The organism is Pseudoduganella sp. SL102, from assembly GCF_027856995.1.
GTDB lineage: Bacteria > Pseudomonadota > Gammaproteobacteria > Burkholderiales > Burkholderiaceae_D > Rugamonas > Rugamonas albidiflava.
Genome location: NZ_CP115554.1, coordinates 6,752,956 through 6,770,055, shown reverse-complemented (window position 1 = coordinate 6,770,055; position 17,100 = coordinate 6,752,956). Strand labels below are relative to the sequence as shown.

17 protein-coding genes are annotated in these 17,100 nt (G+C 63.5%); 9 read left to right on the top strand and 8 right to left on the bottom strand.

Annotated features, from left to right (window positions below; genetic code table 11):
- Window positions 1–178: 178 nt before the first annotated feature.
- Window positions 179–1,375 carry an IS256 family transposase gene (locus OU994_RS28655; protein WP_281608671.1) on the bottom strand — a complete coding sequence of 399 codons (1,197 nt, stop codon included), beginning with the start codon at window positions 1,373–1,375 and terminating at the stop codon, window positions 179–181.
- 276 nt (window positions 1,376–1,651) lie between these two features.
- On the opposite strand from OU994_RS28655, the gene OU994_RS28650 reads away from it, so the two are divergent.
- Window positions 1,652–2,602, top strand: coding sequence for an IS1595 family transposase (locus OU994_RS28650; RefSeq protein ID WP_281608670.1), 951 nt, complete (start codon window positions 1,652–1,654; stop codon window positions 2,600–2,602).
- 81 nt (window positions 2,603–2,683) lie between these two features.
- Here OU994_RS28650 and OU994_RS28645 read toward each other — a convergent pair whose 3' ends face one another.
- Together OU994_RS28645 and OU994_RS28640 are read right to left on the bottom strand one after the other, a co-directional pair.
- A complete protein-coding gene (locus OU994_RS28645; RefSeq protein ID WP_281608669.1) occupies window positions 2,684–3,526 on the bottom strand; it encodes an HDOD domain-containing protein in 843 nt (280 codons plus the stop codon).
- Window positions 3,523–3,810 (bottom strand): hypothetical protein, encoded by a 288-nt coding sequence (locus tag OU994_RS28640; protein WP_281608668.1) that lies wholly within the window; start codon window positions 3,808–3,810, stop codon window positions 3,523–3,525. Before OU994_RS28640 ends, OU994_RS28645 begins: the two co-directional genes overlap by 4 nt.
- Before the next feature lie 115 nt (window positions 3,811–3,925).
- Between OU994_RS28640 and OU994_RS28635 the strand changes: the two genes are divergently transcribed.
- Complete coding sequence (locus OU994_RS28635) at window positions 3,926–4,471, top strand: DUF1697 domain-containing protein (protein ID WP_281608667.1); 546 nt, start codon at window positions 3,926–3,928, stop codon at window positions 4,469–4,471.
- Between the two features lie 16 nt (window positions 4,472–4,487).
- Window positions 4,488–4,886, top strand: a complete 399-nt coding sequence (locus OU994_RS28630) for a DUF3224 domain-containing protein (RefSeq protein ID WP_281608666.1) — start codon at window positions 4,488–4,490, stop codon at window positions 4,884–4,886.
- Window positions 4,887–4,957: 71 nt separating this feature from the next.
- Here OU994_RS28630 and OU994_RS28625 read toward each other — a convergent pair whose 3' ends face one another.
- The 3 genes from OU994_RS28625 to OU994_RS28615 form a co-directional block, all read right to left on the bottom strand.
- The gene (locus OU994_RS28625) at window positions 4,958–5,530 is read right to left on the bottom strand and encodes a PEP-CTERM sorting domain-containing protein (protein WP_281608665.1); all 573 of its coding nucleotides are present in this window, start codon (window positions 5,528–5,530) and stop codon (window positions 4,958–4,960) included.
- 294 nt (window positions 5,531–5,824) lie between these two features.
- Window positions 5,825–6,028: a 4-oxalocrotonate tautomerase family protein gene (locus OU994_RS28620; protein WP_281608664.1), complete on the bottom strand. Its 204-nt coding sequence runs from the start codon at window positions 6,026–6,028 to the stop codon at window positions 5,825–5,827.
- Window positions 6,029–6,038: 10 nt separating this feature from the next.
- Window positions 6,039–6,776 carry an SDR family NAD(P)-dependent oxidoreductase gene (locus OU994_RS28615; RefSeq protein ID WP_281608663.1) on the bottom strand — a complete coding sequence of 246 codons (738 nt, stop codon included), beginning with the start codon at window positions 6,774–6,776 and terminating at the stop codon, window positions 6,039–6,041.
- A gap of 129 nt (window positions 6,777–6,905) precedes the next feature.
- On the opposite strand from OU994_RS28615, the gene OU994_RS28610 reads away from it, so the two are divergent.
- The 4 genes from OU994_RS28610 (at window position 6,906) to OU994_RS28595 (ending at window position 10,082) form a co-directional block, all read left to right on the top strand.
- A complete protein-coding gene (locus OU994_RS28610) occupies window positions 6,906–7,838 on the top strand; it encodes a LysR family transcriptional regulator (RefSeq protein ID WP_281608662.1) in 933 nt (310 codons plus the stop codon).
- 41 nt (window positions 7,839–7,879) lie between these two features.
- Window positions 7,880–8,713 (top strand): ChaN family lipoprotein, encoded by an 834-nt coding sequence (locus tag OU994_RS28605; protein WP_281608661.1) that lies wholly within the window; start codon window positions 7,880–7,882, stop codon window positions 8,711–8,713.
- Between the two features lie 158 nt (window positions 8,714–8,871).
- Window positions 8,872–9,219 carry a transposase gene (locus OU994_RS28600; protein WP_281608468.1) on the top strand — a complete coding sequence of 116 codons (348 nt, stop codon included), beginning with the start codon at window positions 8,872–8,874 and terminating at the stop codon, window positions 9,217–9,219.
- Window positions 9,216–10,082: an IS3 family transposase gene (locus OU994_RS28595; protein ID WP_281608467.1), complete on the top strand. Its 867-nt coding sequence runs from the start codon at window positions 9,216–9,218 to the stop codon at window positions 10,080–10,082. Before OU994_RS28600 ends, OU994_RS28595 begins: the two co-directional genes overlap by 4 nt.
- Before the next feature lie 427 nt (window positions 10,083–10,509).
- Here the strand turns inward: OU994_RS28595 and OU994_RS28590 are convergent, their stop codons facing one another.
- Both OU994_RS28590 and garD read right to left on the bottom strand, forming a co-directional pair.
- Window positions 10,510–11,328, bottom strand: a complete 819-nt coding sequence (locus tag OU994_RS28590) for an NAD(P)-dependent oxidoreductase (protein WP_281608660.1) — start codon at window positions 11,326–11,328, stop codon at window positions 10,510–10,512.
- Window positions 11,329–11,495: 167 nt separating this feature from the next.
- Window positions 11,496–13,064 carry a galactarate dehydratase gene (garD, locus tag OU994_RS28585; RefSeq protein WP_131143985.1) on the bottom strand — a complete coding sequence of 523 codons (1,569 nt, stop codon included), beginning with the start codon at window positions 13,062–13,064 and terminating at the stop codon, window positions 11,496–11,498.
- Window positions 13,065–13,250: 186 nt separating this feature from the next.
- On the opposite strand from garD, the gene OU994_RS28580 reads away from it, so the two are divergent.
- On the top strand, window positions 13,251–13,943 hold the full coding sequence (locus tag OU994_RS28580; protein WP_281608659.1) for a FadR/GntR family transcriptional regulator: 693 nt from the start codon (window positions 13,251–13,253) through the stop codon (window positions 13,941–13,943).
- Between the two features lie 416 nt (window positions 13,944–14,359).
- Window positions 14,360–17,065: a TonB-dependent receptor gene (locus OU994_RS28575; RefSeq protein ID WP_281608658.1), complete on the top strand. Its 2,706-nt coding sequence runs from the start codon at window positions 14,360–14,362 to the stop codon at window positions 17,063–17,065.
- Window positions 17,066–17,100: the final 35 nt, after the last annotated feature.

The window sequence follows — 17,100 nt, the reverse complement described above, 5'->3', positions numbered from 1 at the left end:
CTGATTTTTGCGCCCGTTTTTTGCGCCTGTTTTTGCGTCCTTCTTCGCGCAATACCAGCGCCTTCCGTGTCCCTGCGTTCCCGCGCCACCCGCCATTTCCGGCAGGCCTTGTCGCGCCCGCGATAGTGTCCCCAGGAGTGGTGTATGAGAAGTGATTCTCAAGGGGCTGGGTCCCCGATCAGTTAATCACGGCGGAGAGCCGTGCGGGCTGATTGTCGCTCAAGGACAATAATCCTTCAAGCTGCATGTATCGGCGCTGCAAGGACCACTCGTCATTCTGTTCGAGCATCATGGCCCCGACCAAGCGGATGATGGCGGCATCGTTAGGGAATATACCGATGACGTTGGTTCTACGCTTCACCTCGGCGTTCAATCTTTCAAGCGGATTGGTGCTGTGAATTTGGGTCCGATGCGCTTTCGGGAAGGTCATAAACGTCAGTACCTCGTGCTCAGCATCGTCCATCATCGCAGCCAGTTTCGGAAATTTGGCCCGCAGCTGATCGGCAACGATGCGCCACTGTGCACTGGCCGCTTCCGCAGTTTCCTGCACGAAGATCGTGTTGATCATGGCGAGTACGGCTTGTCGCTGGCCCTTTCCAGCATGGGCCAGGGCATTGCGGATGAAGTGGACGCGGCAGCGCTGCCAGCTCGTTTTGAGTACTTTGCTGGCAGCGGCTTTGAGGCCTTCGTGGGCGTCGGAAATGACCAGCTTCACGCCACGTAGGCCGCGACGCGTCAGACCGCGCAGGAAGTCGGTCCAGAAAGGCTCTGCCTCCGAAGGCCCAGTTGCTACGCCAAGAATCTCACGCACACCATCGGTATTGACGGCCACGGCGATTATCACGGCCACGGAAACGACCCGCCCGGCCTGGCGCGACTTCACGTATGTCGCGTCGATCCACAAGTAGGGCCAATCGCCTTCGATCGGCCGATTCAAGAACGTTTGTACGCGCTCGTCGATCTCTTCGCACAGCCGGGAAACCTGACTTTTCGATACCCCGCTCATGCCCATTGCCTTGACCAGCTCATCGACTGAGCGCGTCGAGATCCCCTGGATGTAGGCTTCTTGGATGACTGCAGTGAGCGCCTTTTCGGCAGTGCGCCTTGGCTCGAGAAAGCCGGGGAAGTAGCTGCCACTGCGCAGCTTCGGGATTTTCAGATCAACCTTGCCGGCCCGGGTTTCGTAAGCCCGGTCGCGGTAGCCGTTGCGGCTGTTAATGCGCTCATCGCTGCGTTGGCCGTATGCAGCTTGGCAGAGCGCTTCGACATCCATCTCCATAAGCCGCTGCAGGGCGTGCTGCAGCGTTTGACGGATGAAATCTGCTTCTGCCCCCTTTTCGGCGAGCTCGGATAATGCGATAGTGGCGTCGGTCATTGTGGCTCCTACTGTGGTTTTGTTAAGGTCTTCGCAAACCCAACATTACCTCAAGAATCACAATGGCCGCCCTCAAGCTGCCTTCCTAAACGCCAACTCTGGCGAAGTCTTCATACACCACGCTGCGGGACACAATCGCGCCCGCCGTTTCGTATTGTCACGTAAATTTATGACAGCCGTATTTATGGGGCGCTGTGAGCGGTAATTAAGGGAACTTCCTGCCGGAATGACGATCTGAGCTCCTGTTGAGCTACTTCATGTATACCGGGAGGCGACATGGGCGCAGCGGATGTTCAAGGATTGATCGAAGCGTTGATCCAGCAACAGCTTTCAAAAGATCAGGTCGCGTTGTTGGAGAGGTTTCTGGCCAACGTCGAGCAACCAGGCCAGTGCCTTCGCCTGATCGAGGAAGCCGGAAGGCCGCCATGTCCGCATTGCGGGTGCCGGCGGTCCCACCGTTGTGGGCAGGCCAGTGGCTTGCAGCGCTATCGCTGCGTGCTGTGCCGGCGCAGCTTCAACGCCGTGACCGGTACACCGTTGGCCCGTCTGCGCATGCGCGACAAGTGGCTGCAATACCTGCAATGCCTGATCGAGTCGACACCCGTGCGCTCGGCAGCCAGCCGCGTGGCGGTAGCCAAGTCGACCAGCTTTCGATGGCGCCACCGTTTCATCGCCGCCTTGCTCCGGGCGCCCCGTCCGCAGTTGTCCGGCATCGTCGAAGCCGATGAGACGTACCATTTGGAATCACAAAAAGGCTCGCGCCACCTGAACCGCCCGCCCCGCAAACGCGGCGGCAAGGCCAGCCGGCGCGGCATCAGCAGCGAGCTGGACTGCATCCTCGCGGCTCGTGACCGCAACCGGCAAACGTGTGACTTCGTCACGGGCCGCGGCCCGGTCAGCGCCGGCCAGTTGATGAAACACCTGAAGCCCGTGCTGGCGCCCGATGTCCTGCTCGTCACCGATGCCGCCAAGGCGTACCAGGCTTTCGCGAAGCAGGCCGGCATCACGCACGAAGCAATCAATGGGCGTGCCGGAATCCGAGCGCGCGGCGCACTGCATATCCAGGGTGTCAACGGATGGCATAGCCGCTTCAAGACCTGGCTGCGGCGATTCAATGGTGTTGCCAGCCGCTATCTCGCCAATTACACCGGCTGGCTGCGCGTGCTCGATGCCGCCGAGCTGACGGCGCCGTGCCAATGGTTGCACATTGCTGTGGCGTCGGACTAGCTGATCAGCTCTTTTGTCGCGCTCGGCATGCGAAGAAGTTTCGTGCTCAACGGCAAAGCTATTCAACGCGAACAGCGCCATTTATGGCACCAGCACCCGGGTCATGGCGTCGAACTGCGCTTCCGTTTCCGCGAACACCCGCAGGCATGCTTTCTCGTCCAGCCCGACAGCATGCCAAGCCACGGCCGACAGGGGTGGCACCAGTTCGTCCGCCACGCCGGCCAGGTCCAGCGCATGGGCCATCGCATCGGCCACGTGGATGATGGTGGCCAGGAAGCCGGCACCCGGCAGTTCCGGCGCATGGTGATGGCCGATGGCGCAGCGCATCGTGTCGGAAAAATGCCAGTGCTCGGCCAGCGCCAGGCCGGCGTCGACATGGTCGATGCCCAGCACCGTGCGCTCGGCGTCCAGCCATGCCGCATCGTGCGCGTTACGCCAGGCGATCACCCGGGCGTAGTGATCGGGGAAACTGGTGACCAGCACCAGCCGGCCCACGTCGTGCAGCAGGCCTGCCGTGAAGGCGTAATCCTGGTTGAAGCGCAAGTGGCGGGCCAGTACCCTGGCGCAAACGGCGGTGGCGATCGAGTGCCGCCAGAAGGCCGGGTGGGAAAAGCCGGCACAGCGGTTCTCCGCGAAGCACCCGGTCAGCGCGGCGGCGGTGATCAGGTTGCGCGCGGTCTGGAAGCCGAGATAGGTGATCGCCTGCTGGATCGTGGTGATCTTGACCTGCAGGCCATACAGCGGGGAATTGGCCAGGCGCAGCGTCTTCGCCGTCAGCGCCTGGTCTTGCGCCACCTTTTTCGCCAGCACGGCGATATCGACTTCTTCCGCATCGATGCTGTTCAGCAGTTCCATCACGATGACGGGCAGGGAGGGCAAGTCGTCGAGATTCTGCACGACATCGTCATACCCCAGGCGGTTCATCCTTTCGCTCCGGAACGGTAAGCGTGCAGGCAGGCGCGCAGCGCGCCGCCGGCCGGGGCATCGGCACTGCCCGCGTCGAGCTTGCGGAACAGGTAGGCGATGCGCTCGCCGTGCGGGTCGCGCACCGGCACCGTGTCGATGCCGTGGCGCGCAAACGAGGCCAGCATCGCCGGTGTCAGCATCGCTCCCGCCGGCAGCAAAACCTGCCCCCGCGCATCGCGCAGTTCGCCCGACAGCACCATGCCGGCGCGCGCTTGCGCCAGCGGCAGATCGCGGTTCTCCATCGCATCCTCCTCGTTGCGGACGATCTTACCACCATGCCGCAGCGGTAAGGCCGGGGCTGCAAGCCGGGCGCCCGCTTCGCCGCGGCTGACGCATACTGCGGGCATTGGAGGATACATGAGCACACAGCGACAGGTTGCCCTGCTGCGGGGCGTCAATGTCGGCCGGGCCAAGCGCATCGCGATGGCGGACCTGCGAACCGTCCTGGGCGACCTGGGCTTTACCGGCGTGCGCACCCTGCTCAACAGCGGCAATGCCGTGTTCGACTGCCCGGCGGCCGACGCGGCGAAGTCCGCGGCGCGCATCGAAGAGACACTGGTGCTGAAGCTCGGCGTGCCGGCCCGCGTGACGGTGCTCGACGCACAGCAGCTGGCCGACATCGTTGCGGCCAATCCCTTGCTGGACCGGGCACGCGATCCGTCGCGGCTGATGGTGGCCGTGCTCAGCAACCCGGCCGACCGCGGCAAGCTGGAAGCGCTGGCGCACCAGCAGTGGCAGCCGGAAGCATTCGCCCTGGGCCAGTGGGCTGCCTATATCTGGTGCGTGGATGGCGTGCTGGCCAGCCGTGCCGCCGCCGCGATGGGCAACCTGCTGGGCGATGCCGTGACCACCCGCAACTGGAGTACTATTACCAAATTGCATTCTTTGGCAATGGAAACCTGACAGTCCGGGAGAGGGCATGGCGAAGGCAAGCGGCGAGTTCGATGTCAAACTGGTGCCGGAAATCCTGGCCGAAGGCAGCGAAGGCACGGGTATCGAGCGGATGACGCTCGACAAGCGCTACCACGGTGCGCTGGCGGCAACGGGCCGCGGCGAGTTCCTGTCCTTCCGCAGCCCGGTGCCGACCTCGGCCGTCTATGTCGCGATCGAAAAGGTCGAGGGCACGCTGGACGGGCGTGCCGGCAGCTTCCTGCTGCAGCATGCCGGCGTGATGGGCGGCGCGCATGCCGGCCTGCGCATCCTCGTCGTGCCCGATTCGGGCACCGGCGAACTGGCCGGCATCGCCGGCACGCTGGCCATCCGGGTCGAGGATGGCAAGCATTATTACGAGCTCGAATACAGCCTGCCCAACGGCTGAGCCAGGCAAGCGCTCGTCACTGCAAGTTTCAGCAAGACCGGCGTGCCCTTCCGGAACGAGACACGGAAGGCTTAACCGGCGCGGCGCCGTGCGGCAAGTACGGCCAGGCCAAGGCCGAGCATGGCGTAGGTCGCCGGCTCCGGCACCGGCAAGGGGCTCATGCTGTGTTCGAACCGTGTTTCCGGTGTCCAGTTCAGGTAGTACTCCTCCCCTGGCAGATACCCAAGATATTGGTAAGTGCTGCCAGCCGTAACGTAGGTGCTGAAGCCGATCATTTCGTCGGAGTAGCCACTGTTCGCCTTGAACTGCAATCCACCGGTCGCGGAGTAGGAAAAACTCTCCAGGCACCAGCTTGAACCTTCCCCGTTGCCGCCGCAGAGTGGGGCGCCGATGTCGATGCTGCCATAATATTCGCCATCCAGATCCAGATCGCCAAAGCGGAAACGCTGGATTTCCTTTCTCGTCAGGGCGCCATCGTGATTGGCATCGTAGCCGGTCACGACGCCTGTCAACACGAAATCGGCGAGGAATTCTCCGTTCAGGGCATTCTCGAAGCCCGTATATTGGAACGTCAACGTTTCGGCCGAGACGCCGGCGGCGCCGAACGTACTCAGGATGAGCGTGGCAAAAGCCCTCTTCAACATGTTTTCTCCGTACTCTGGTTTGGGGCATCCAGTATGCAATACGCGGGCGCGAAAAGTTATATTAAAGTTAATAGCGGATTGCTAGTGTTGCAGCCTTGCCCAGTCAACAGCCGTTTCCAGTTGAGGTAGGCTGGGCGTTCCTCCCGCTCATATGCGAAGTCCATCAAACATCTCCCGCTTGTTGCCGTGCTGGCTGGCGTCCTGCTGGCCATCCGTGCCGAGATGGCCAGGATTATTACGAGCTCATGCTGTAGTCCAGGCCCCGCCGGCGCGCATCGACCCGTTTTTACCGCATCACTTGCCGCGTCGGCGCCGGTTCGCCACGCTGTCGCGGTCCACTCCCCAATTGTCGGTCGGCACTTCGTCGATGATGACGAAGGTGGTGGCCGGGTCCTTGTCCAGCACGCGCGAGAGCAGGTCGGTCGCGCCTTCGATCAGCGCCAGCTTCTGCTGCGGCGTCACGCCTTCGTCCGTCACGCGGATATTTATGTAGGGCATGGCTGTCTCCTTACCAGTTGCCGGCGGTGGCACCGCCGTCCACGGCCAGCACGGTACCGGTGGTGAAGCGCGTCCCCGTCAGGTACAGCACGGCCTCCGCCACGTCTTGCGCCGTGCCCAGCGTGCCGGTCGGCGCCAGGCCTTTCAGGAAGTCGTGCGTTGCCGCGTCGTCCGCATGCAGTGGCGTGTCGATGATGCCCGGCGCCACCGCATTGACCTTGACGTTCGCGCCAGCCAGTTCCAGCGCCAGCGCCCGCGTTGCCTGGTTCAGGCCGCCCTTGATCAGGACCGGCAGCAGTGCCGGCACCTTCGCGGTCGGCGCGGTGCCCAGGCTGGCCGTGATCGTCACGATATGGCCGCCGCCGTTGGCCGTCATGTGCCGCGCCGCCTCGCGGGCCGGATAGAAGAATCCCTTCAGGTTGGTGGCGATGATGGCATCGAGGTCTTCGTCGGTGTAATCGCCGATCCGCTTGGCGATGAAGATGCCGGCATTGTTGACGAGGATGTCGGCCTTGCCGAAATGCTCGATCGCCTGGGCGAACAGCGCCTTCGCGGTGGCCGGTACGCCGATGTCGCCCGGCACGCCGACGAAGTTGCGTGGATTGCCCAGCTTCGCGGCTGCCGCCTGCAGGCGCTCGGCCGTACGCGCATTGCCGACGACATTATGGCCGCGCGCCAGGTACGCCTCGGCGATCGCATAGCCCAGGCCGGAAGAAGCGCCGGTCACGATGACGGTCTTGGTATCCATGGTGGTTTCCTTTTCATGAGTGGTTGGGATGAGTCCACTATACTTTTGCGCAAACAGCCGATAAACCGGCTGTCGGGTAAATGACTTGATACATCATGTAATCAATCACGAAAGAGATGGAGGCGATCCATGCAACGGCAAAACCAGTTGGCCAGCATCGAGTTGTTCGTGCTGGCAGCGGAGCACGAGGGCTTCACGCCGGCGGCGCAGGCAGCCGGCGTGACCCCGGCGGCGGTCAGCCGTTCGGTGGCGCGGCTGGAAGACCGGCTTGGCGTGCGGCTGTTCGTGCGCACCACGCGGCGCATCCGGCTGACCGACAGCGGCCGCGCCTACTTCGAGCAGTGCCGGCAGGCGCTGGCCCAGCTGGTGGACGCGGAGCGCGAGATCACGGGCGACCAGGCGGAACCGTCGGGCCAGCTGCGCATCAGCGCGCCGACGCCCTACGCGCATCACCGGCTGCTGCCCGCGCTGCCCGCTTTCCGCGCCCGCTACCCCGGCGTCGAGATCGAAGTCCACATCAGCAACCGCAACATCGATTTCGCGGAAGAGGGCTACGACCTGGCGATCCGCGGCCGCCAGCCCGTCGACTCGAACCTGGTGGCGCGCAAGCTGGAAGATGCGGAACTGGTGCTGGTGGCGTCCCCCGGGTACCTGCGTGCCGCCGGTGCACCGCAGGCGCTGGGCGACCTGTCGCGCCACCCGTGCATGCAGTTCGAGCTGCCCAGCACGGGCAGGAAGATCCCGTGGCTGTTCCATGAAGGCGGCATGGTGCGGGAAGTGGTCACGACCGGCCCGTACACCTGCTCGGACGATGTACTGGGCATCGCCACGCTGGCGCGGCACGGCGCGGGACTCACGCAGACGTACCGCTTCATCGTCGCAGACGACCTGGCGCGCGGCGAGCTCGTCGAGCTGCTGCCTGAACACGGCGGCACGTCGCGGCCGTTCTACCTGCTGTATCCGCATGCCCGTCACCTGCCGCTGCGCGTGCGGACGTTCATCGAGTTCCTGACCGTGCAGTTCCAGCCCGGGCCCATGGCGGCCCGTCTGCCGCGACGCTGAGTTGCGGTAGACTGCGGGCTTCGATAGCGAACCCACGTGCCATGAAACATCTTCCACTCGTTGCCGTGCTGGCCGGCGTCCTGCTGGCCGGCTGCGGCGTCATCAAGAAAGACAGCGCGGCCGGACGCATAACCGGCATGCAGGAAGCGGCCAATCCGCAAGTCCTGCTGCTGGGCGAGGTGCACGACAACCCGCAAGGCCACAAGCTGCGTTTCGAGGAATTGAAAAAGCGCGTCGACGCCGGCTGGCATCCCGTCATCGCCATGGAACAGTTCGACCACGAAGACCAGGCGCTGCTCGACGATGCGGTGAAAGGCTGCGTCGATGCCGGCTGCGTGATCCGCGTGATGAACAAGAAGGGCTGGGACTGGCAGCAGTACTACCCGGTGATCCAGCTGGCGCTGGACAAGCATCTGCCGGTCGTGGCGGTCAACCTGTCGCGCGCGAATGCCTCGAAAGTGGTGCGCGACGGCGTGGCATCGAGCTTCGACGCGAAGACGGTCGCCGAGTACCGGCTGGGCGAACCGATTTCGGCCGACTGGCGCAAGGCGCAGGAAAACGAAATCCGCACCGGCCATTGCAACATGCTGCCGGACATGATGGTTCCCGGCATGGTCGATGCCCAGATGGCGCGCGACATCTGGATGGCCAAGCTGATCCGCGACCAGCGGCCGCGCGACGTGGTGCTGATCGCCGGCAACGGCCACGTGCGCAAGGATATCGGCGTGCCACGCTGGCTGAACTCGTTCGGCAGCAAGCTGACCGTGAAGGCGGTCGGCTACGTGGAAGGTGGCGGGCAGAAGGAATTGTTCGACGAAGTGCGGACCATCCCGGCGCAGAAGCGCGCCGATCCCTGCGCGAAGTTCAAGAAATAAGCAGGCCGCTACCAGCTGTTTCAACCCAGGTGCAAGCGCTGGGGTCAGACCCCCGGCACCGCCGATGGCCGAGCTTGCTGATAACGGCGTCGGGGGTCTGAGGTGTACCGGGTTTCGTGGACATCCTAAACAAGAGACAATACGTCTCAGAGGAATCCATGACAACCAAGCCAGAAAAATCCCCATCTGAAGATGCTGCCGCCGAACGGCAGCGTCGTTCTGTTTACACCAAACAATTCAAGCTTGCCGCTGTTGCTCGTCTTAACGATGGCAAACAGACGGCGGAAGCGCTGGCACTGGAGCTGGGCGTCAGGCGCAATCAGCTCTATAAATGGGCCAAGGCCCTAGAGCAAAAGGGGCCGGAGGCCAGCTTCAGTTCGCGAGGGCGTAAGCCGGCGAGTGAAGAAAGTGAGATCGTGCAATTAAAGCATCAGTTGGCTCGCGCCCAGGAGGAGCTGGCCATCCTAAAAAAGTTCGACGCGTACTTGAAGCGACAGAAGCAGTGAAGTACGCCGCCATTGAAGAACTCCGCAATCACTTCCCTGTGAAAGCGCTGTGTCGCGTGCTGGAGATTAGTCGCAGCGGCTTTTATGCCTGGCGCCGCCGGCCACCTAGCCGACGTAGCCAGGAGGATCTCTCACTACGTGAGAAAATTCGGTGCCTGCACGACTCGAGTCACCAGGCTTTGGGAGCGGTGAAGACGTGGCACCAACTGAACAGCGATGGCGTAGAGTGTGGCAAGCATCGCGTTGCGCGATTACGCAAACTTGAGGGCATTGAGGCACTGCGCAAGGCAAAGTTTCGCGTCATGCGTGCCCATCAGCACACAGAGCCACCGGCCCCTAACTTGCTCGACCGAGTTTTCACCGTGCCCTTACCGAACAAGGCATGGGTCAGTGACATCACTACCATCCACACCCGCGAAGGCTGGCTACATCTGGCCATTGTTCTTGACCTGTTTGCTCGCCGGATCGTTGGCTGGGCCATGAGCCCTCGTCAAGATGCAATGCTGCCGATTGCCGCGCTCCAGATGGCGATCGTGCAGCGCCGGCCGGCACCAGGACTAATATGCCATACCGATCAAGGCTCAGTTTATGGCTCAAAGGAGTATCGGAACGTGCTCGAGACGAACGACTTAATCCCAAGTATGAGCCGACGTGGAAACTGTCATGACAACGCTGTGGCGGAGAGCTTTTTCTCCACAGTGAAGAACGAAAAAACCCGCCACATCATCTTTACGACACGGGCCGAAGCGATCACTCAAATATCCGACTACATCGAGCTGTACTACAATCTGCGGCGGCCCCATCAAACGCTGGGGTACCGCAGCCCGATCGAAATCGAAAAACAGCATCAGATGCTTAATTGAAGCGTCTACGTAACCCGGGACATCTCAGTCTGACCCCGGGCTTCTGCCGTTGGGTTTGCGTGAGCCAGCGATACGCAGCCTGGAAAATCAGCAGATCGCTACCGGCTATTTCAACCCAGGTGCAAGCGCTGGGGTCAGACCCCCGGCACCGCTGACGGCCGAGCTTGCTGGTAACGGCGTCGGGGGTCTGACCCCGGTCTCTGCCGTTGGATTTGCGTGAGCCAGCGATACGCAGCCTGGAAAATCAGCAGGCCGCTACCGGCTGTTTCAACCCAGGTGCAAGCGCTGGGGTCAGACCCCCGGCACCGCTGATGGCCGAGCTTGCTGGTAACGGCGTCGGGGGTCTGACCCCGGTCTCTGCCGTTGGGGTTGCGGGCACCAACATTCCGCAGCCGAAAAAAGGGCGCTACCAGCGCCCTTGATTGCATCAATCCTTGTACATCGGCCCGTCGAAGATGAACTTGCCGCCGTGGTAGTTGAAGGTGGCATCGTCTTCCGGCGGATATTCGCCGGTCTCCGGCACGTCGGCGCGGAACTGTTCCGAGGAATCCTTCGGCTGGTAGCCCAGGTGGGCGGCCTTGCGGTTGTCCCACCACTGGCGCTTGTTGTTCGAGGCGCCGAACAGGATCGTGTGGCCCACGCGCGGGGTCAGCAGCGAGACGCGCAGCGCTTCCAGCAGGTCGTCATAGGACAGCCAGGTGCACATCATGCGCGGGTTGTTCACCGAGGGGAACGACGAACCGATGCGCAGGCACACGGTCTCGATGCCGGTGCGGTCGAAGTAATAGCGCGACAGCTGCTCGCCGAACACCTTCGAGATGCCGTACATGCTGTCCGGGCGCGGCGGGTCGTCCGCGTCGATCACCTGGGTCTGCGGATAGAAGCCGATCGCATGGTTCGACGAGGCGAACACGATGCGCTTCACGCCGTGGCGGTGGGCCGCTTCGTAGATGTTGTACGTGCCCTGGATATTGGCGAACATGATGTTCTCGAACGTGTTCTCGGTCGAGATGCCGCCGAAGTGCAGGATGGCGTCGACGCCTTCGACCATCTTCAGCACGGCCTGCTTGTCGGCCAGGTCGGCCTGGAAGATCTCTTCGCCTTCGCCGGCCTCGCCCATGTCGCCGATGTCGGACAGGCGCACCACGTCCGCCCATGGCTTGATCCGCTCGCGCAGCACTTTACCGAGGCCGCCGGCCGCGCCGGTCAGCAACAGGCGCTTGAAAGGTTTTTTCGTCGTCGTCATAGTGGTCTCTAAATTGGTCTCTGGATTTTAGCCTGTAATGATCGAGCCGATAAGGGCCTGAAAACCGTCGCGAGCGGCAGTAGTTCGAGTTGAAGCGCGCAGCCGTACTTTAGTACGGTGAGCACTGGAGACTCGAAATACAACGCGCAGCAGGTTTGCAGCCCTTATTAGGTCACCGGCGCCGGATTGAACAGGACCAGGGCGTTGTGCAGTTTCCAGTGCTCGGCCCAGGTCTTCTTGCCGCTTGCCACGTCGAGCAGCAGCTGGAACAGTTCCCAGCCCACGCTTTCGATGGTCGCTTCGCCGGTGGCGATGCGGCCCGCGTTCACGTCCATCAGGTCATGCCAGCGGCGCGCCAGGTCGTCGCGCGTGGCCACCTTGATCACCGGGCATTCGGCCAGGCCGTACGGCGTGCCGCGGCCGGTGGTGAACACGTGCAGGTTCATGCCGGCCGCCAGCTGCAGCGTGCCGCAGATGAAGTCCGAGGCCGGCGTGGCCGTGTAGATCAGGCCCTTCACGCCTTTCGTGGTGGCCTTTTCGCCCGGCGACAGCACGCCCGAAATCGGCACGCTGCCCGACTTGACGATCGAGCCCATGGCCTTTTCGACGATGTTCGACAGGCCGCCCTTCTTGTTGCCCGGCGTGGTGTTGGCGCTGCGGTCGACGCCGCCACGGGTCAGGTAGGCGTCATACCACGCCATCTCGCGGATCATTTCATCGGCCACCTCGGCGCTCACGGCGCGCGACGTCAGCTGGTCGATCCCGTCGCGCACTTCCGTCACTTCCGAGAACATCACGGTGGCGCCGGCGCGCACCAGCAGGTCGGTGGCGAAACCGACGGCCGGGTTGGCGGTCACGCCGGAGAAGGCATCGCTGCCGCCGCACTGCACGCCCACCACCAGGTCGGAAGCGGGGCAGGTCACGCGCTGGCGGCGGTTCAGTACTTCCAGCTGCGCCTCGGCCGTCTGCATGATCGATTCGACCATCGACATGAAGCCCACGTTGCCGGCGTCCTGCAGGCACACCACCGGCGGTTCGGTGGCCACCGTATCGTCCTTGCGGCGGATCTGGATCGAGTTGGCGGGGAACAGGCGGGTCGGCTGCAGCTTCTCGCAGCCGAGCGACACGACCATCGCCTGGCCGCCGAAGTTCGGGTTCTTGCTGATGTTGTGGATCGTGCGGATCGGGATGTTGGCGCCCGGCGCATCGATCGCCACGCCGCAGCCATAGGTGTGCTCGAGGCCGACCACGTCGTCCACGTTCGGATACCTGGGCAGCAGCTCGGCCTTGATGCGCTTCACGGCGAACTCGACCACGCCGGACACGCATTGCACGGTGGTGGTGATGCCCAGGATGTTGCGCGTGCCGACCGAGCCGTCCTCGTTGCGGTAGCCCTGGAACGTATAGCCTTCCAGCGGTTCCAGCGGCGGCACCTTCACGGTGGCGATGGGCAGGTTGTCCAGCTCGCGCGCCGGCGGCATTTCCAGCAACTGCTCGGAGACCCAGCTGCCTTTCGGGATATCGCGCACGGCGCGGCCGATCGAAACGTTGTAACGCAGCACACTCTGGCCCTGCGCGATGTCGGCCAGCGCCACCTTGTGGCCTTGCGGCACGTTTTCGACCAGCGTCAGGCCATCGGGGAAAACGGTGCCCGCCGGCAGCCCGCCATCGTTGACGACGATCGCCACGTTATCGTTGGCGTGCATGAGGATACGGCGCGGAGTGCTCGCTGTCATGGTTCTGTCCTGAGGGGCCGGCGGCGTGGGATCGGCGCATGTTGTTGTTGCGCAACGATCTGACGTGCCGGCGAGTTGTCTGATGACTTCAGTATGACAGATGCCCAAATTTTTGGCTAGTCCACATTGCTCATTTGGTCTGACCGGTTTAGAATGGCCTGACCAAATGCAATAATGAAAAGCAAGATGCTGAAACGTCCGCCCCCATCGCCAGACCACCAGGAGCCGCGGCTGTACCGCGTGGTCGCGGACCGCATCGCGCAGCTGATCCGTGACGAAGGCATCGCCCCCGGCGCCCGCCTGCCATCCGAGCGCGACCTGGCCACCAGGCTGGAGGTCAGCCGGGCTTCGCTGCGCGAGGCGCTGATTGCGCTGGAACTGGGCGGCGTGATCGAAGTGCGTGGCGGTTCCGGCGTCTATGTATGCGAGGCGGAGCCGGAAGCGAGCCTGCCGGAAGCGGGGCCGGGGCCGTTCGAAGTGTTGTCGGCGCGCCGCCTGATCGAGGCGGAAGTGGCAGCCATCGCGGCCCGCGTGGCCACCGACAATGCGATCGACGCGATCCTCAAGGCGGTGGAGGAAATGGAGGCGCACCACGCCAACAAGACCACCAACGAGCTGGCCGACCGCAACTTCCACCTGGCGATCGCCCGCGCCACCGGCAACGGCGCGCTGGTGGGCACGATGGATTACCTGTGGAACCAGCGCGGCCGGCTGTGGCACAAGCTGAAGGAACACTTCCAGACGGAAGAACTGCGGCAGGAAACGCTGAAGGACCACCGCCGCATCTTCGAGGCGATCGCCGCACACGATCCGGCCGCGGCGCGGCGCGCGATGCGCGCGCACCTGGAACGGGTGACGCGGACGTTCTCGCGCGGCTGAGGGCAGGGCAGGCAGAAAAAAGCCGGCAAAAAAGCAACACAGGACAGGCAGCACAGGACAGGCAGTACAAGACAGGCAGTACCGGCACAGGCATTACAAGAACAAGCAGTACCGGAACGGCACTACAGCAATTACAGCAGCGCGGGGCCGCATCGAATGGCGCCGCGACAGGAGACAGGATGTATTCGATACCATCAGCGGAACCACCCGCCACCTTTGCCGGCGTCGCGCGCCCCTGCGCAGCGCAGCCGCGCCCCTGATCTCATAACAACAAGTTTATCCACCGCATGCGACCCCGGCCCCGGCCTTCGTCGCAGCGGCACGGAGCACGCGAGGTGCTCCACTACCGCCGCCCGCCGCACTATACAAAGGACGCAGGCCGGCGCGAACACCATCGGAAAACCCAGGAGACAAGCATGAACAAGCGCGCAAGTATGCAAACCCGCTTCCAGCCACGGCTGGTTCTGACCTCGATCGCACTGGCGGCAATCGCCGTGGCGAACGGGGCAGCCGCACAGGAGGCCGCGATGCAGCGCATCGAAGTGACGGGTTCCTCGATCAAGCGACTGGCCAATGAAGAAGCGCTGCCGGTCACCAGCATCAAGGCCGAGGAATTCACCCAGCGCGGCATGACCACGCTGGCCGACGTGATGATGGCGCTGCCGCAATCGGCGTCGCTGGCACCGAGCAATGCCGGTTCCGGCACCAATATCAACCTGCGTGGCCTGGGCGTGAACCGCACGCTGGTGCTGCTGAACGGCCGCCGCCTGGCCAACGAGGCGATCTCCGCCGGCTATGCCAACCTGGACGTGATCCCGTTCTCCGCGCTGCAGCGTGTCGAGATCCTGCGCGATGGCGCCTCGTCGCTGTATGGTTCGGACGCGATCGGCGGCGTGGTCAACTTCATCACGAAGAAGGAATTCGAAGGCGTGCAGGTGACCGGCCAGTACGTGACGCCGGAACGCAGCGGTGGCGGCGACGAGCGCCGCGCCACGCTGACCTTCGGCAAGGGCAACCTGAACCGGGACGGCTGGTCGGCCTACGCCACCGTCGACTTCCACGACCGTACGCGCCTGGCGGCGCGCGACCGCGCCGAATTCAGCTCCGACGAACTGCTGGCTTCGCTGGGCCGTCCGCGCACGCTGGGTACCGGCGGCTATGCCATGCCGGCCAACTTCACCACGGCCACCAACAAGAACGCGCAGAACCCGTACGCGGCCACCTGCGCCGAGCCGTATTCGACGATCGGCGCCAAGAATACCTGCACGCTGAACAGCAACGAGTACGGCACCGCGCTGTACGAGAACCAGCAGATCGGCTTCTATGCCCGCGCCGCCAAGCAGATCAGCGAAGACCACACATTCACGGTGGAATACACCCGCGGGCAGTCGTACATCATCGCCACGCGCAACCCGACCCAGGCCGTGCCGGTGAACGGCGTGTCGGCCATCCTGCCGTCCTCGTCGAAATGGTATCCGGGTAACAGCGGCGGCGTGCCGGCAATGGCCGGCATCAACGGCCAGCCGCTGACCGTGACCTGGTCGGTGGCCGACTACGGCCTGGCCGCGCAGAAGGACAAGCAGGTCAACCAGCGCCTGGCCTTCGTCGACGAAGGCAAGTTCGGCGAATGGGATTACCGTGCCGGCCTCGTCATCGGCCTGTCGGATCGCGAGAACTTCTACCAGAACGGCTTCCTGGAAGGCCAGGGCTTGCTCGATGGCCTGAAGAACGGCATCCTGAACCCGTTCGGCCTGCAGGACCAGGCCGGTCGCGAATATCTCGATACGCTGACCGTGAACGGCGTGAAGAACCGCGATTCGCAAACCACGTACAAGGGCATCGACTTCTCGGCCAGCCGCACGCTGTTCGCGATGAGCGGCGGCGACGCGGCGATTGCGCTGGGTGCCGACGCGAGCCACCAGACCACGCGCGACGACAAGCTGCCGGTGCAGAACGGCATCACCTACCTGAACAGCACCATGTCGCACGGCGAAGGCCAGCGCAACGTGTACGCGCTGTACGCCGAGCTGGACCTGCCGGTCACGAGCGCGCTGAACGTCAACCTGGCCGTGCGCGACGACTATTTCAGCGACTTCGGCAACACCATCAATCCGAAGGCCAGCTTCCGCTGGGAAGCCACCAAGAACGTGATGTTCCGCGGTTCGGCCAACACCGGCTTCCGCGCGCCGACGCTGTTCGACGCCTATGGCTACCGCCTGCCGGGCGCCACCGGCAAGACTTCCGCGCGCTGGGATGACCCGCAGCTGTGCCCGGGCGGCACGCCAGGCGTGACCGGTACCGGCACCGCGCTGCCGGGCTATGTATCGTCCGAAGTCTGCAACGTGCAGCTGCCGAAGCAGGTGGGCTCGAACGATGGCCTGAAGCCGGAAAAATCGAAGGGCTTCACGCTGGGCGTGGTGGTGGAACCGACCAAGTCGCTGACGATGTCGTTCGACTACTGGAACATCCGCATGAAGGACATGCTGGCCAACCTGCCGGAGCAGGTGTACTTCCAGGATCCGGCCAAGTATGCCCACCTGTTCGTGCGCAACGCCGACGGCACGCTGGCGTTCATCAACAACACCACGATGAACCTGGGCGGCCAGAAGGCGGCCGGTATCGACGTCTCGGCGACCTACCGCTTCCCGCGCAGTACCTATGGCGACTTCAAGGTGGAACTCGATGGCACCTACCTGACGCAGTTCGACAACCAGCTGTTCGAGGGCGAAGAATGGGTCAACAACGTGGGCCGCTTCGGCGCCGCGTCGAACGGCACCACGTCGAGCTTCCCGATCATCACGTACCGCTGGAAGCACGTGCTGAAGATGTCGTGGGCGCTGGGCGACTGGACCGCGCAGGCCACCCAGAACTACAACTCGAAGTACGAAGACCAGAATCTCGTGGCCGAGCAATACTGGCGCGACATCAACTCGTACAAGCCGTGGAACCTGACGGTGGGCTACAAGGGCTTCAAGAACACGCAGCTGACGTTCGGCATCACCAACGTGTTCGACTCGGCCCCGCCGGTCACCAACCACAGCGGTTACTCGTTCGGTTACCTGTCGAGCGCGGCCAGCCCGATCGGCCGCTCGTACAACCTGCGCGCAAGCTACACGTTCTAAGCGAAACCGGGCCGCCCGCCACGCGCAGTATCACT